The organism is Parabacteroides caeci, assembly GCF_023656795.1.
Taxonomy (GTDB): Bacteria; Bacteroidota; Bacteroidia; order Bacteroidales; family Tannerellaceae; genus Parabacteroides; species Parabacteroides segnis.
In genome coordinates this window covers 1-16,938 of record NZ_JAMOKT010000009.1, presented here as the reverse complement: position 1 = coordinate 16,938, position 16,938 = coordinate 1, and the positions used below count along the sequence as shown (strand labels likewise).

Here is a 16,938-nt window from a genome sequence, read left to right as displayed (position 1 = left end):
TTGGTACGGACTTTTAAATACGAAAGGAATACATTACATAAATGTAAAGCATACCTTACATATTTGTATTCCTAACCTTACATTTATGGAAAGAAATTGTTTCATAAATAAGATTAGGGAGAAAAATCCTTAATAGTCATAACGTTAAACCTTAAATATCAGGAGGAATATGAGTATTGAATACGACTTATTTGCCAATCCACCCAGGAATGGGGAAGAGAAGCCGACGTTACATGCCAGAGCTATCAATATCCAGACCGTCGATACCAACGAACTGGCGCGGATGATCGAGAGCATGAGCACTTTCACGACGGCCGATATCAAAGGGGCAATCAAGGCAATCAGCGAACGGTTGTACTTCTGTCTCAGTAATAGCCAGAGCGTACATCTGGAAGGGATTGGTACGTTTTCGGTGACGCTGAAATGCAAGCAGCAGGTGGAAAACAAAAAAGATATACGCTCGGCATCCATTGAGTTTAAGAACGTGGAGTTCCGTGCTGATCCGGAGTTGAAGAAACGTTTCCGGGGCGTTCGTATCGAACGGCGGGAAGGGACCGGCGAGAAAAAAAACTACAATGCCGATATCCGGCAGAAACGTATCCTGTGGTATATAAAAAACTATGGGACAATCAACCTGACGGTTGCTGCCAGCCTGAACCAATGCACGCGGCAAAAGACTAAAAAAGATCTGGAACAGCTGCTTGAAGACAATCAGATACAAAAGAGCTGGTGCGGAAAACGGGCTTTCTACACCAGGCGTTCGCCCCAGCAACCAACAGCCGGCCCGTTACCTAACGACCCAACGGAATAATATGGAACTATACACCGCTATCAAAATACCCAAGCCTCCTTTCTGGTTTTCCTGGCAGGAACGCATCTTACTGCTCGGTTCCTGTTTTGCGGAAAATATCGGGGCGAAGCTGGCTGAGAACAAGTTCAATGTCGATATTAATCCGTTCGGAACACTGTATAATCCGGCATCCATCGCTGCCGCATTGCGAATGCTGCTGCATCCGGAGCGGTTTACAGCAAATAATTTATTCCGGCACGAAGGCGTATATCATAGTTTTACGCACCACAGCCGTTTCTCTTCCACCTCGGAAACAGAGTGTCTGGAAAATATTAACGACAGGCTGTTTGCCTCGGCACAAGAAATCAGGAAGACCGGATATATGGTGATTACACTGGGGACTGCCTATGTCTACCGACTGAAAAGCTCCGGCCAGGTGGTGGCAAACTGCCATAAGCTACCGGAGAAAATGTTTAACCGCTCGATGCTATCCGTGGCAGAGATTGTGTCGGAATGGAAGGAATTGTTGCTCTCTTTATGGGAGCAATGCCCGGACCTGAAGATACTTTTCACCGTCAGTCCGATACGCCATTGGAAGGACGGGGCACATGGCAATCAACTCAGTAAGGCCACTTTGCTACTGGCAACCGATACGCTCCAGACGGCCTATCCGGAACGGATCGCTTACTTCCCAGCCTACGAAATCATGATGGACGAGCTGCGCGATTACCGCTTCTATGCAACCGACATGCTGCATCCTTCGGAGCTCGCTGTTGATTATATTTGGCAACGTTTTACAGAAAATTTCTTATCCGATGAAACGAAAGGCTTTCTTAAAGAATGGGCAGAGATCCAAAAGGCTATTAATCACCGCCCGTTCCAGCCCGAAAGTGAAGCCTATAAACGCTTCATCTCGCAAACTTTGTTAAAGATGAAACGAATTAACGAGAAATTTCCTTCCTTTGATAGTACAAAAGAGATGGAAATAATAAAGTCTAAACTAATGTAAAGAATGGAATACTCAATAAAAGAAATCGTCAGAATTATCGGTGCGCAGGCAAACAACTTGCAAGATAGCACCATCAGCATTTTGCTGACTGACAGTCGCCGGCTTTCTTTTCCGGAACAAAGTCTCTTCTTTGCCCTTAAGACAAAGACCAACGACGGACACAGATATATAAAGGAACTCTACAAACTGCGCGTCCGCAATTTTGTAGTGAGCGAAATGCTTCCGGAGTTCGAATCGCTCGGAGAAGCAAACTTCCTGGTGGTAAAAGACACGTTGAAAGCACTTCAAAAACTGGCTACCCATCACCGGAAACAGTTCAATATCCCGGTGATCGGCATTACAGGGAGTAACGGAAAAACGATTGTAAAGGAGTTCCTTTATCAACTATTGCACAAGGAATTCAATATTGTCCGCTCGCCGCGCAGTTACAATTCACAGTTGGGTGTGCCGCTATCTGTCTGGCAGATAAGCGACAAGAATACGCTGGGAATCTTTGAAGCCGGCATTTCCCAACCGGATGAAATGGAAAACCTGCGCCCGATCATTTCTCCGACTATCGGTGTTATTACCAATATCGGAGAAGCACATCAGGAAAATTTCATTTCCACCACGCAGAAATGCCTGGAGAAACTGACGTTGTTCAATGAATGCGAAGCCATTATATATGATGGGGATGATGCGTTTATATCCAACTGTATCGAATCGGCCTGCCTTTCACATAAGGCGATTGCTTGGAGCCGGACAGATTCCGAAGCGCCGCTTTACATCGAAAAGATCGAAAAGAAAGAGGCGGAAACAGTCATCCTTTGTACACTGCTCGGGCTAACTCAGAAATATGTCATTCCTTTCACCGACGATGCTTCCATCGAAAATGTGATCCATTGCCTGGCAGTAATGCTTTATTTAAAGCCGACCAGCGTAAATGATGCAAACAAATTTGCCAGGTTGGAGCCTGTCGCCATGCGTCTCGACGTAAAACAAGGCATCAACAATTGCATGCTGATCAACGACACATACAACTCTGATATCAACTCGCTGGATATCGCCCTCGACTTCCAGCAGAGCCGTCATGTGGACAAGAACCTGAAATGTACGTTGATCCTCTCCGATATCCTGCAATCAGGCACCTTGCCCAAGTCGCTTTACAAAAAGGTTGCCGACCTGGTTCGCCGTAAAAACATCGACCGGATTATCGGTATCGGACGGGACCTGAAAGAATACGGCAGTGCATTCGATATCGAAAAGGAATTTTACCTCAGCACGGATGAGTTCCTCAAATCACCGACATTCAAGAAATTCAAAGACGAACTGATCCTGATAAAAGGTTCACGCCACTTCCACTTCGAACGTATCTCCGAGTTACTGGAAAAGAAAGTGCATGAAACGATCCTCGAAGTAAATCTGGACGCGGTTGTGCACAACTTCAACTATTACCGTTCGAAGCTGAAACCGGAAACCAAGATGGTTTGTATGGTAAAAGCGTTCGGATACGGGGCAGGTTCATACGAACTGGCTAAAACGTTACAGGAACATCGTTGCGATTACCTGGCTGTTGCCGTTGCCGATGAAGGGGCGGAACTCCGTAAAGAGGGCATCTCAATCCCTATTATCGTAATGAATCCGGAGTTCAGCAGTTTCAATGTCTTGTTTGAAAACAACCTGGAGCCGGAGATATATAGCTTCCGCCTGCTGGATGCCATGATAAAGGAAACGGAACGCCGGGGAATCACCTCCTACCCGATCCATATCAAGATAGACACAGGAATGCACCGTCTGGGATTCCAACCGGATGACGTCCCCGCGATCTGTGAACGACTGAAAGAACAAAGCGGCGTAACGGCACGTTCTGTATTCTCCCATCTGGTGGGAAGCGACTCATCCATCTTCGATGATTTCACAAAGAAACAACTGGATACATTTACTCAGGCGGCTGCCGAACTGGAAAACGGCCTGGAGTATAAAGTCATCAAACATATCCTGAACTCTGCCGGCATCGAACGTTTCACGGACTATCAAATGGATATGGTCCGCCTGGGAATCGGACTATACGGTGTAAGTGCTTCCGGCATAAAAGGCCTGCGCAATGTCAGTACCCTGCGTACCACCATCCTTCAGATACAACATGTCCCGGCTGGCGACTCCATCGGTTACAGCCGTCGTACTTATGTGGACCGTGATTCACGTATCGCCATTATCCCGATCGGTTATGCCGACGGCCTGGACCGTCATTTCAGTAACCGGGGAGGCGAAGTCTCCATCAGTGGAAAACGCTGTCCGATCGTCGGAAATATCTGTATGGATGCCTGCATGATCGACGTGACCGACACAGACGCCCAGGAAGGCGACCCGGTCATCGTCTTCGGCGAAGAACTTCCGGTAAGCGAACTGTCCGACAAACTGAAAACTATACCTTACGAGATACTTACTTCAATTTCTCCACGGGTAAAAAGAGTTTATTACAGGGAATAACTGTACATTATCAAATAATAAAATCCCGGATATAAGATTGGTTATACCCGGGATTTTTATTTTTTATTCTTCTCCCAAAAACAATTCTGACATATTATCAATAACAATTTTCAACCAAAAGCCAATTAGTTCTTTAAACAACTAATTAGACGTAGTTCACACAAGACTCTGGTCGATCATTACAAGCCCTCTCCTTTATCAAGAATAAAAAAGGCTGTATTCCGCCATTAGGACATCCTGTCAGAGCGCTGATACAAAGCAAACTACACGAAATTGAATAATATTCTACTCTCCTATTCATAAGTCTCATTTTACAAAAAAAATCAGATTGTTGTATTACTTAAGTAGGAATCAGGTACTAACTGGAACTTTTCTTCATTTTTACTTTGCCCCGTCAATATCATATTTAATATTTAAATACAATGCAAATATAAATAAATATTTTTAATAATAAATACTTTAAATGAAAATATATTTCATATTTACCTTTAAAAGGCTTTCTTGAAGAATACTCCAAAGACAAAAAATAGTATATCATATGCAGACACATCTCCTCAGATATTACATACTTCTGCACATGTTACTTGAAATACAAGGCGTATATAAACAATCGCCTAAAATATCCACAAAATCAACTTTAAGGTTCGCACTATACCAGAGTCTTGTGTGAACTATGTTAATTTAATATTTAATATTATTTGTTTCAATACTCAAATAACAAAACAAATAATATCTCTGACACACAAACTATACACACTAAAAGAATTAAGTATTTATCAACACAATCGGAGGAATAACAGAACAAATACCTCCTTCAAAATATATAATATTTTATACAATAATACCCAAAACATATTGCCCTTAACGTTCAGAATAATTACCTATAAGTTACCGGAAATATCATTTATACTATCAGCCAAGAAGTTTTTAGGATTTGAAAACAAATATCCAAACCGATTAGGTTTTAAGAAATTTATTTTTACCCAACAAAAGGGAATAAAGAATACACATAAAAATCATATTGTCTCACTAAAAATCTATGCCTATGGATATTAGAAAAATCACAAAACATCATTCCTAGCAAAACAAATTAAATGAATTGTTCACACAGCGATAAATTATGCTGGCTTAATCCATTGATATTATCAATCAAAGAAAAAGATAAAAAAAACTTTTTACTATAAACTAAACATAAAAATATTATGAAAAGAAATGCATGGATTCTTTTGCTTATTACCCTACTACCTGTTATGGCATGGGGACAAAACAAAATAAGCGTCAAAGGAATTGTTTATGACAACTATAACATGACCATACCGGGGGCATCTGTCGTCGAGAAAGGGACACAGAACGGAACTGTCACAGATATGGACGGTAATTTTACGATACAAGTAAATGCCGGTTCCAAAATAGAGGTCTCTTTCATCGGATATAAAACGATGGAAGTAACTGCTACCGACAAACAAATACTAAAAGTAACTTTAGCGGAAGATTCACAACAACTGGAAGAAGTGATCGTTACCGGTTACGGAGGAACACAGGTTCGCTCTAAAGTAACCTCGGCAATATCTAAAGTAAATGAAAAAGACCTGGTCATTGGCATAAAGGCTAACCCGGCAGCAGCATTAGCAGGAACTGTTTCCGGACTGGTTGTACAACAAAACTCAGGAAAACCAGGAAGTGTACCTACTGTTGTTCTACGTGGAGGCGCTTCGTTAAACGGAAGTGGAAGCCCTCTATATGTTATTGATGGTATTGTACGTACAATCAGTGACTTCAATCCGGAAGACATAGAATCGATGGAAGTTTTAAAAGACGCTGCTGCAACCTCCATTTATGGTGCCCGTGCTAATAATGGTGTAATCCTCATCACAACTAAAAGAGGTAAAAAAGGGAAGGCGGAAGTTTCTTTTAAAGCGAAAGAAGGATTGAGTTATATGGGATATTTACCTGAATTCCTGAATGCAGGAGATTACCTTCACTGGCAGCGTATGGGCATTAAAAATGCGGCCTCTTCGGGAAACTCCACTACCGAAAGCTGGATGTCTTTATTAAAACAAGCCAACGGTTACGGTACCGGCAACTTAATCTATGACCCGAACACAGGAGTTGTTCTGGACGGAAACAAGGATGCCAGAGCCATCTATAGCACGATGATCTTAAATGATCAAAACCGTTACAAATTAAATCAAGGGTGGCGAACGATGACAGATCCGGTATACGGTGATGAATTACTGTACACCGAAACAAATTTTCGTGACGAAGCTTTCCGTAAAGTAGCACTGACACAAGACTATAATATTTCAATCACCGGTGGAAACGACAAGGCTTCTTATTATTTAGGACTGGGATATTATAATGAAAAAGGATTTCCTATCAACACCTGGTACAAACGACTTAACGCTACATTAAATGCTGATTACAAAGTGACTGATTGGTTTACTTCATACTCCGGCTTTTCTTTTGCAGATGCACGTTGGCGTGATCCGGTCAATATGAACCAAAGCATTGCTGAATATTTCGGTCGCATGTTGAGTGTACCGCCTACAATGCGTGGATATAATGAAGATGGAGAATTGTTAATGGGGGTACACTCTAAAGATGGTAATCCCAATTTTAATGCCGGCAAATTCACCCGAAAAAATAATACAGACAAAATGTCTTTCTCACAAACATTCAAATTCGATATTACTAAACATATTTATTTAAAACTGGTCGGTAACTGGTATTATAACGAAGGTTTTTATGAATCGATGGATAGGGATTACATGGAAAGACCGGGAACAATCAATACAACCCGATCCACCAGTGCCAAATTCGAAAGAGAATTGACTCAAACCTATAATGTACTTGCCGGTTGGCAACAGAGTTTTCAGAAGCATAATTTCGATGCTTTAGTAGGCTATGAATTTTATGACTGGAGAAAAAAAGGATTCTCTGCATCCGGCCAGCAAGCTCCGACAGATGATTTCATGGACCTGGGATATACCAGTTCGGAAGCGAATAAAAGAGGTGTTGACTCCTGGCATGAACGCCAACGTATTATGTCAGCTTTCGGTAAAATCAACTACGATTATGATGGCAAATACCTGCTCTCTTTTACATTCAGAGAAGACGGCTATTCAAAACTGTTGGATAACCGATGGGGATTTTTCCCCGGAGTATCATTGGGTTGGAATATTCTGAAAGAAGACTTTATGGAAAATAGCCGAAATGTACTTTCTTTCCTGAAAGTGCGTGCAGGTTACGGCCAAAACGGAAATGTAAACCCGGATTATATCGGTAGTTATACATTACAAGGTTCTTATGGAACAAGTAGTAAATATAACGGAACTTTAGGTTTTGGAATGGGTAATTTGCCAACACCGGGAATCCGCTGGGAAAAGTCCGCAACATTTGATGCAGCTGTCGATGCCAGCTTTATGGAGAATAAATACAATCTAAGTGTAGGATTCTTCAATCGCATAACTTCCGACCTGTACGCCAATGTAGATCTTCCCGGATCATCAGGCTACAATACAATTCTGACAAACAACGGTTCCGTCCGCAACAATGGTTTGGAAATAGATGCAAGTGTAAAGATTATCAACACAAAAGACTGGAAATGGGATATTGGTGGCAATATCACTTTCATCAAAAGTATTGTTACAAAATTACCGGACAATGGCAACCTGAACAACCGTCAGGGAGGTCAGCAGGTTTACAGCGGCAAAAAGCTGGAAGACGGCACTTACGAAAAGATCTGGATCGGTGGAACCCAGGAAGGCCAACGTGTCGGTCAAATGGTAGGCTATATAGCTGAAGGCATTTACCAAAGTGAAGATGAAATCAACCGGTCAGGTATAAAACAAGATATTACGACCTATTATGGAGATGCCTACAGCCCGGAAGAATATGCCAAACTATCTCCTGAGGATCAAGCAAAAAATTATAAACTCGCCCCTGGGGATATCAAATGGAAAGATATAAACGGAGACGGCATTATCGACCAGTATGACCAAGCGTCTCTTGGCAACCAGGTCCCTAAATGGACAGGTGGTATCAACACTACTGTTGCATGGAAAGGGTTAACTCTTTACGCTAAATTAGATTTTGCTTTAGGGCATACGATCTACGATAATATCCGCCCCGGATTCTTGTCGAATAACCAGGGAGAATTTAATACACTGGAAGATGTAAAAGATACGTGGACACCAGAAAACACTGGTGCCAAATATCCACGATACGATCGTGCTGACGGTCTTATAAAAAACAACTACAGGGGTAGCACTCTCTTTGCTCATAAAGGCAATTATTTATGTTTTCGTGATATTACGCTTAGCTATGCCCTTCCACAGAGTCTGATAAGTAAAGTGAACGTACAAGGACTTACCTTTTCTGTCACGGGACAAAATCTGGGCTATCTGAAATCCAATGTATATACTCCGGAAGGACGCGGATTCGCAGACTCCGGTTATCCGTTACCTATTTCAATTGTATTTGGTGCACAATTAACTTTCTAAAAATGAAGAATTATGAAAAATATTATTAACTATCTCACTATATGTATAATGCTGATACTTGCATCATGTGACTCACTGGATATCGCTCCGGAAGATTACTATGCGGAAGGCAATTTCTGGAAAAACGAATCACAGGTTAACGGATTCATGTCCGGTATGCATACAAGTTTAAGGAATAAAGCCAACACATTCTTTCTAATGGGAGAACAAAGAGGCGGCCTCTTTATTGAAAACGGAACTTTTGGAACAGGCATGGATAATGTGAATATGATTATTCACAATTTAAAGGAAAGTTCTCCCGGATTTTCCAACTGGGACGGTTTCTATGGCAATTTGGTTAATGTAAATATGTTTATCTACAAAGTGGAAAGCGGATTACCATTCTTATCCAAAGAGAAAACAGATTTTTATTTAGGACAAGCTCATGGAATCCGGGCATATTACTATTTCTATATGCTCCGAACCTGGGGGGGAGTTCCTCTGGTTACTGAACCGAAAGTTGCAACAGGTGCAACTAGTCCGAATGAATTATACACAGCCAGAAGTACAGAAGCTGAAATTTTAGATTTCTTGAAAAAAGAAATCAATCTATCCGAAAGTTATTTCAAGGATGATAATTTCACATTAACATCCAAACGCGAAACATGGTCGAAGGCAGCAACGCTAATGCTAAAAGCAGAGATATACTTGTGGGCGGCAAAAGTAAAAACCGACGGGAACCCTCCTGCATCCCCCTCTGATGATCTTACTACAGCCGCACAGGCCCTCACCGCAGTGGAGGCTTCCGGTAAGTTTGGTTTACTCTCTTCATTTCAAGATATTTTTGCTTACAACAATAAAGGGAACAATGAAATTATCCTTACTTTACATTATGAGAAAGGAGAAGCAGAACAGAATTTGAGAAGATTCATGTATGATATCCCAATGATGGCCAGTTGGTATGATAAAGAAGGGATTCCGATGAACGACCCATTAAATGTAGGTGATAGATGTATTCTGGCGAACGAATACAAATGGGATTTGTTTGAATCATACGATGAAAATGACACTAGAAAATATACGACATTCATGGATTTCTATAATCAGGATAAAACACAACACGGTGTCGTATTACGTAAATTTCTGGGAACAGTTGACAATAATATACGTAACTACAGCGACGACATGCCTCTGTACCGTTATGCCGACTTATTACTGATGAGAGCTGAAATTAAAAACATGCAAGGATCAGACCCTTCTGTTGAAATCAATAAAATCAGAGAAAGAGCATATACAGGAAATGCTTATCCCAGCTATACAAATAAGAGTTTTGCAGAAAACGAGTTGGCAATACTTTCTGAAAGAGATAAAGAATTTGTACGTGAAGGCAAAAGATGGTTTGATGTACGCCGTATGCATGATGCCTCTGGTAATCCGTTAGCATTCACACAAAGCGGACTAAGCCAATCAGAAGCTTATAAATTACTTTGGCCGATTGATACGGGAACTATGACAAAAGATCCATTGGTGAAACAAACCGAAGGATATTAATCGATTTATTAATTATGATATTAACTTTTACGCTTTTTCAGCATAATTGATCCTTATTCCGCATTACAATCGGAATAAAAATGTACCTCCCAAGAAGATCTTTTTCATTAAATACTTCTTGGGAGTCTTTTTTCAGAAAAAGATACATGCTTGTCAGTATTCTTGGACTGAAACCACTGTTTATGATAAAGAAGTTGCCCATCTTGCACATTTTATGTACTTTTGTGCCGTAAATAAATTAAATAAAGGTATGAGTCATAATTTATTGAAAGGTAAAAGAGGCATTATCTTCGGTGCGCTGAACGAGATGTCGATTGCCTGGAAGGTGGCAGAAAAGGCTGTGGAAGAAGGGGCAACTATTACATTAAGTAATACGCCGGTTGCCGTACGTATGGGTGAAGTTGACGCCCTGGCTAAAAAGCTGAACGCTGAAGTGCTGCCGGCAGATGCCACTAGCGTGGAAGATCTGGAAATGGTATTCTCAAAATCAGTAGAAATACTGGGAGGAAAAATAGATTTCGTATTGCACTCTATCGGTATGAGTCCGAACGTGCGCAAAAAACGTACATACGATGACCTGGATTACGATATGCTGGGAAAGACATTGGATATATCCGCCGTCTCTTTCCACAAGATGCTCCAGGTAGCCAAAAAGCAGGATGCTATCGCCGATTGCGGTTCGGTACTTGCTTTATCGTATGTGGCAGCACAGCGTACTTTCTTCGGTTACAACGACATGGCGGATGCCAAGAGCCTGCTGGAATCGATTGCACGCAGCTTCGGTTATATTTACGGACGCGAAAAGGGAGTACGTATCAATACGATCTCTCAGTCACCGACCCTGACAACAGCCGGTAGCGGAGTGAAAGGTATGGATCATCTGATGGATTTCTCCAATAAGATGAGTCCGCTGGGTAATGCATCGGCCGAAGAATGTGCAGATTACTGCATCGTAATGTTCTCCGACCTGACCCGCAAGGTTACTATGCAGAACCTTTTCCACGATGGTGGCTTCTCAAGCATGGGCATGAGCCTTCGCGCCATGAACCAGTACAGCAAAGGATTAGAAGAATTTACCGACGAGAACGGAAATATTATTTACGGCTAACCAGCCGTAAATAGCTGACAGTTATGCTAATAAAAATATACCCCGAAAATCCCAATCCGAGGGAAATAGACAAGGTTATCGACGTCCTTCGCGACGGAGGCCTGGTCATTTACCCGACCGACACAGTATATGCGATCGGCTGTGATGCGCTGAATGTCCGCGCAGTTGAAAAGATCTGCCAGATGAAAGGTATCAATCCTCAAAAGAGCAACCTTTCCATCATCTGTTACGATCTTTCCAATTTGAGCGAATATGCCAAAGTGAGCAACACGGCATTCAAGCTGATGAAGAAGAACCTGCCCGGTCCTTTCACCTTCATCCTGCCAACAAGTAGCGAATTGCCGAAAATATACAAAAACAGGAAAGAAGTCGGTATCCGTGTACCGGATAACAATATTATCCGGACCCTAGTAAAGGAGCTGGGAAACCCTATTCTGACCATGTCTGTTCATGACGACGATGACGTGATCGAATATTCGACCGATCCGGAGCTGATCCATGAAAAGTATGAAAATACGGTGGACATCGTTATCGACGGTGGCTACGGTGGTTTCGAAGCCTCAACGGTTGTAGATTGCACCACGGATGAGTTTGAGATTGTACGCCAAGGGAAAGGTATATTAGAATAAAGCAAAAAGGCTTCCTGCATTGAAACAGGAAGCCTTTTTTATTTTAACTATCTAACAGAATCTGCAATTTAGAAGTTCCCCACATTTGCTTTATCCCACCAGACACGAGTACCGCCAATATCGCCGGTAAATTTTCCACTTGAGTTTTCCTGATTCAACAGATCAATACCTTTCTGTAATTCTGCATTATTTGTATTGATTTCAATTTCAGAATAAATCAGACGGCGAATTTGTTCATCCGTATCAATTGTTCCGTTACTACTATTGACGCGAACCGGGAATAGTTTAGGATAACCTGTACGGCGATATTCAGCCCAGGCTTCTGTAGACAACGGGAAGTTTGCCAGCCATTTTTGCGTAATGATACGCTGCAGCTTTTCTTCATTGCTCGCACCATCATTCCATTTAACCGGCACTGTATTCATTGCTTTATAACTATTTTTAGAGTCAATCGGATCTACGAAGTCAATCTGCGTTGTAGTACCATTGATGTAATTCTCGATATCTTGTTCAGATATATCAACCGTTCCATTCACATAAGCCTTTTTGTATTTCAACTCATTATTAATAGAGATACGGATACCTTCTTCATACAAATCCTTGGCATTACCACCCATACTCCAACCACGCAAAGCACCTTCTGCACGCAGGAAATAAGCTTCTGCCACCTTCATTACCGGGAACGGAGTAGCATAAGAACAAACGACACTTGAGAAACCACCCCATTTATTCGGCTTCGAAGGTAATTCACAACCCGCACGTATGCCCAGATACTTAGTATCTACAGCTATTTTAGATCCGTCTTCGGCAGCAATTTCCTGAGTATTCTTCGTTATATACAACGGCGTACGAGGATCCTTATAACCTTCCATAATAGTTACCAAAGATGCATTGACGCCACAATCTCCCCATTCGAACATACGGGTCAATTCATTACTTAGACCCTGATCGATCAGAATATCTTTATCGGCAGAGGTCAGAACACCACCCTGATACGCTTCTTCCGCTTTCTGTTTTGCCAAAGTCGGATTCGCTTTTACAATACGCATCGCAATACGAAGTTTGAACTGGTTAGCAACCTTTATCCATAAAGAGCGGTCACCTTTGCACCAATAGTCAAACTGTTGCATGTCTGCTACGGCTGAAGTTCCATTTTTGAAACCTTCTATTGCTTCATCCAGCAAAGTGAACATACTATTATAAACACTTTCCTGTGTATCATAAGCAAAAGCCACATCATTGCCATCCAATACAGACTGATAGGCAATAGGTCCGTAAGCATCTGTCGTCATCAGCATACCGTAAACCTGGACAACACGCATAACGGCAGCATAATCTTTGATACCCTTTTCATCACAGGCATTGATCAGACGGCGGGTATTATTGAAGATATGCAGATAAAAATTCTCATACATACCGCCACAGAAACCACGGTTCAATTTATAATCGGCATTCCCGTTACCTCCAAAGTTGTGAGGGGTCATGAAATAACCGCCAAACAGATCAACACTCAGGTTTGTCCAGAACTGGAACATATTCTGCTGCGGAGCATATACATAAGTAATCGGTTCTATGAACTGAGCCTCAAACGGCATGTTATCCGGATCGACTTCATATTTATTGGTATTCAGTTCCTCAAAATTATCAGTACAACCGACAATCATCGTGCCGCAGGCAATAGTCAGGCCCAAAGCGGCTGCATATTTGAATAATATATTTAATTTCATAGATAATCAAGATTAGAAGTTTAATTTCAGATTAAGACCAATACTACGGGAAGAAGGCAACGCAAACATATCAACCCCTTGCCAACCGTTTCCGGTACCGGCTGATACATCCGGATCCATCGGAGCATCTTTGTAGAAGAAGAACAGGTTACGGGCGATCAAAGACGCATTCAGATTCTTTCCGATACCGAAAAGGTTACGGAACGTATATCCGAAAGACAACTCACGCAAACGGACATTTGTTGCATCATAAACATACAACTCATTAGCATACTGCGAATTGAAGTTTGTTGCACCTACTACGGAATAGAATTTCTGAGGATCGAAAGTTACTCCTTCAAACACAACACCACCATTATCGCGGGCAGCACCAGAGCGTTCAGAAACACCCCAACCATCTAATGTTGCTTCGGTCATAGACATTACTTTACCACCCACCTTTGCATCGATCAAGAATGACAAAGTGAAATCTTTATAGTGGAATGTATTGGTCCAACCCATATTTACTTTAGCATTCATATCACCGACATATTTCAGATCCTGAATACCGTCACCACCCAACTGGGGAGCACCGTTTTCAGAAACAACAGGTTTACCGTTGTCATCTCTTTTGATCTGACGAACATACAAGTCACCATAATGGCCGCCTTCCTTCAGGATCACTTTTGCTCCGCCATAATCAGCCAGGGTCAAACCGTCAGGTAGTTCATCCACTAATTCCTTAATCTCATTCTCGTTATAAGCAAAGTTGAAGTTTGTACTCCAGCTAAAATGATCGGTAAACTGATTATGCCAACCCAAGCCAATTTCAAAACCCTGGTTCTGCACATTACCGGCATTTACATAACGATTTCTCAGACCTGTTTCCCACGGAGCTGAGATTGAGAAGAACTGGTTCTTTGTATTTGTCTTATAATATGTAAGATTCACATCTAGGCGATTCTGTAGGAATGTTCCGTCAAAACCAACTTCCAGAGAATTTGTCTTTTCCGGTTTCAATGTTTTGAACGGTGCATTTTCGGGAGGCGTCAAAGCTCCCTGGTCACCTAACTCATAACGCAGGTTCGTCATAAAAATAGGAACGTCATTACCTACCATTGAGTAAGAAGCACGCAACTTAAACATATTAACACTCTTGCCAAAGTCAATAAACTTATCCAGCAAAGCACTGGCACCTACTGACGGATAGAAGAAAGAAACACCATCCGTATATGCCAAAGCAGAAGACCAGTCATTACGGGCAGTTACATCTAGGAACAAACCTTCCTTATAACCGAACTGAGCAGTCGCGAATACAGAATTCAAACGTTTTTCTTTCAATGATTCAGTCGTAGTCATCCGGTAATAGTTAGCCGGAGAGAAGATATTCGGATAATAAGCACTACCAGTCGGTTTGCCATCTACAACCGAGAATTTGGAGTCACCCCAACCGATCAAATCAACACTGGAACCAGTTGTTTTCGTAAAACTGCTACCAGCTGTCACCGATAAAGTATAAGTATCTTCCCAGCTCTTATTATAGCTTGCCAGAATATCTCCATACATCTGCTCACTGAAAATACGGGAATCCTTCATGGTACCCATCTGGTTACGTCCGCCTGTACTGGAAGCATATTCATTATATATCCATTTCTCATCGCCACGTTCGTAACGCAAACGGCCGGTAACGGAAAGACCTTCCATAATATCATATTTAACACTACCCCCGAATTCATAACGGTTACGGTTTGAAGTCGGTTTCTGACGGTTCACCATCCAGTAAGGGTTGGAGAATTGTTCCTGGGCAACATTCGTCCAGTTCTGGACATTTGCGTTCAAAGAAGGTTTATACACCTCGTAATTATTTTTGTAATTATCCCAGTCTTCTCCTCTCGGGAACAGATAAGCACCGGTAACCGGATTACTCAGAAAACCGGCTGCTGCCTGATTCTCAATATCCTGATTATTATAGCGGGCACTTACATCAATATGAACTTTCTTCCATAGGTGGAAACCGACTTTAGCCAACAGGTTATGACTCATATAGGTATTTTTCGGTGTTACACCGTGAGAAGCTACATTCGCATAAGAAAAATAAGAAGAGATGTGTTCATTACCACCACTCAAAGCAATTGAATTGTTGGTAGTGAAACCAGTCTGATAGAAATCTTTTGCATAATTTGGAGCAGTAGTCGACAATTTGTCCCCCCAACTGAATGTACCCTCATTGCTCATTCCGTAAGAATTCTGGAACTTAGGCAACGAAGCAACTGTTTCCACTGTTGTATTGCTCGATACATCGATCGACACTTTACCCGACGATGCCGATTTAGTAGTAATCATAATTGCACCGTTGGCAGCCACAGCACCATACAAAGCCGCCGCAGAAGCACCTTTCAATAAAGTTATCTGAGCAATATCGTCCGGATTGATCGTAGACATGGCATCACCACCATCACGACCTCCACCATAATTACTGTTTACCTGTGAATCAGACACATTCATCATCAAAGGTACCCCGTCTACCACAATCAACGGTTGGTTGCTACCATTAATAGATTTGTTACCACGAAACAGGATCTTGGAAGCACCACCCGCACCGGTAGAGTTCGGAGTGATCTGCAAACCGGCACTCTTACCCTGTAAAGAGTTAATCATGTTTACGTTCTTAATTTCATTCAAGTCTTTGCCGCCAACAGTCTGGGCTGCATATGACAACGTTTTCGATTCGCGTTTGATACCCATGGCAGTTACAACAACTTCGCCCAATTGTTCAGAATCGGAAACCATAGAAACATTAACAACAGAACGTCCGTTAACCGGTTCTTCTACTGTTTTCATACTCAAATAAGAAAATACCAGAATTGCATTTTCACCAACTTCCAGAGAATACTTTCCATCGAAATCAGTTACAGTTCCAATAGTCGTACCCTTTTGTAGAACATTTACGCCAGCAAGAGGCTCATTCAGTTCTTTGTCCATCACAACACCGCTTACTTTTCCTTGTGCCCACAGCACATTTGTACATATCCCAATGCAGAATAGTACCAACATAACAAAGCTCTTCCTCATAAAGTCAGATTGTTTAGGTGAATTAATAATGAAAATTTCCATAACACTTTATCCTAAAGTTAAATAACAGGTTTAACATTTACACACATACAGCCAGAACAAGAACTAAGTTCTACCAGAACT

At 41.8% G+C, this 16,938-nt stretch carries 9 protein-coding genes; 7 read left to right on the top strand and 2 right to left on the bottom strand.

The genetic code is table 11. The features are described from left to right. Window positions 1–169: 169 nt before the first annotated feature. From NBH15_RS06390 to NBH15_RS06360, 7 genes are all read left to right on the top strand, one after another. A complete protein-coding gene (locus NBH15_RS06390) occupies window positions 170–811 on the top strand; it encodes an HU family DNA-binding protein (protein ID WP_250822226.1) in 642 nt (213 codons plus the stop codon). Window position 812: 1 nt separating this feature from the next. Further along, complete coding sequence (locus NBH15_RS06385; protein ID WP_250822225.1) at window positions 813–1,799, top strand: GSCFA domain-containing protein; 987 nt, start codon at window positions 813–815, stop codon at window positions 1,797–1,799. A 3-nt stretch (window positions 1,800–1,802) separates the two neighbouring features. Continuing rightward, window positions 1,803–4,268, top strand: a complete 2,466-nt coding sequence (locus NBH15_RS06380) for a bifunctional UDP-N-acetylmuramoyl-tripeptide:D-alanyl-D-alanine ligase/alanine racemase (protein WP_250822224.1) — start codon at window positions 1,803–1,805, stop codon at window positions 4,266–4,268. Window positions 4,269–5,470: 1,202 nt separating this feature from the next. Continuing rightward, window positions 5,471–8,770, top strand: coding sequence for a SusC/RagA family TonB-linked outer membrane protein (locus tag NBH15_RS06375; RefSeq protein WP_250822223.1), 3,300 nt, complete (start codon window positions 5,471–5,473; stop codon window positions 8,768–8,770). 12 nt (window positions 8,771–8,782) lie between these two features. Further along, entirely contained in the window at window positions 8,783–10,300 is a 1,518-nt protein-coding gene (locus NBH15_RS06370) for a RagB/SusD family nutrient uptake outer membrane protein (protein ID WP_186961094.1), read from the top strand. Window positions 10,301–10,550: 250 nt separating this feature from the next. Continuing rightward, the gene (locus tag NBH15_RS06365) at window positions 10,551–11,408 is read left to right on the top strand and encodes an enoyl-ACP reductase FabI (RefSeq protein ID WP_046146122.1); all 858 of its coding nucleotides are present in this window, start codon (window positions 10,551–10,553) and stop codon (window positions 11,406–11,408) included. Window positions 11,409–11,431: 23 nt separating this feature from the next. Next, a complete protein-coding gene (locus NBH15_RS06360; RefSeq protein ID WP_048316542.1) occupies window positions 11,432–12,037 on the top strand; it encodes an L-threonylcarbamoyladenylate synthase in 606 nt (201 codons plus the stop codon). Window positions 12,038–12,105: 68 nt separating this feature from the next. Here the strand turns inward: NBH15_RS06360 and NBH15_RS06355 are convergent, their stop codons facing one another. Together NBH15_RS06355 and NBH15_RS06350 are read right to left on the bottom strand one after the other, a co-directional pair. Continuing rightward, window positions 12,106–13,764: a SusD/RagB family nutrient-binding outer membrane lipoprotein gene (locus NBH15_RS06355; protein ID WP_244050600.1), complete on the bottom strand. Its 1,659-nt coding sequence runs from the start codon at window positions 13,762–13,764 to the stop codon at window positions 12,106–12,108. A 12-nt stretch (window positions 13,765–13,776) separates the two neighbouring features. Beyond that, a complete protein-coding gene (locus tag NBH15_RS06350) occupies window positions 13,777–16,815 on the bottom strand; it encodes a SusC/RagA family TonB-linked outer membrane protein (protein WP_250822222.1) in 3,039 nt (1,012 codons plus the stop codon). Between the last annotated feature and the right edge of the window lie 123 nt (window positions 16,816–16,938).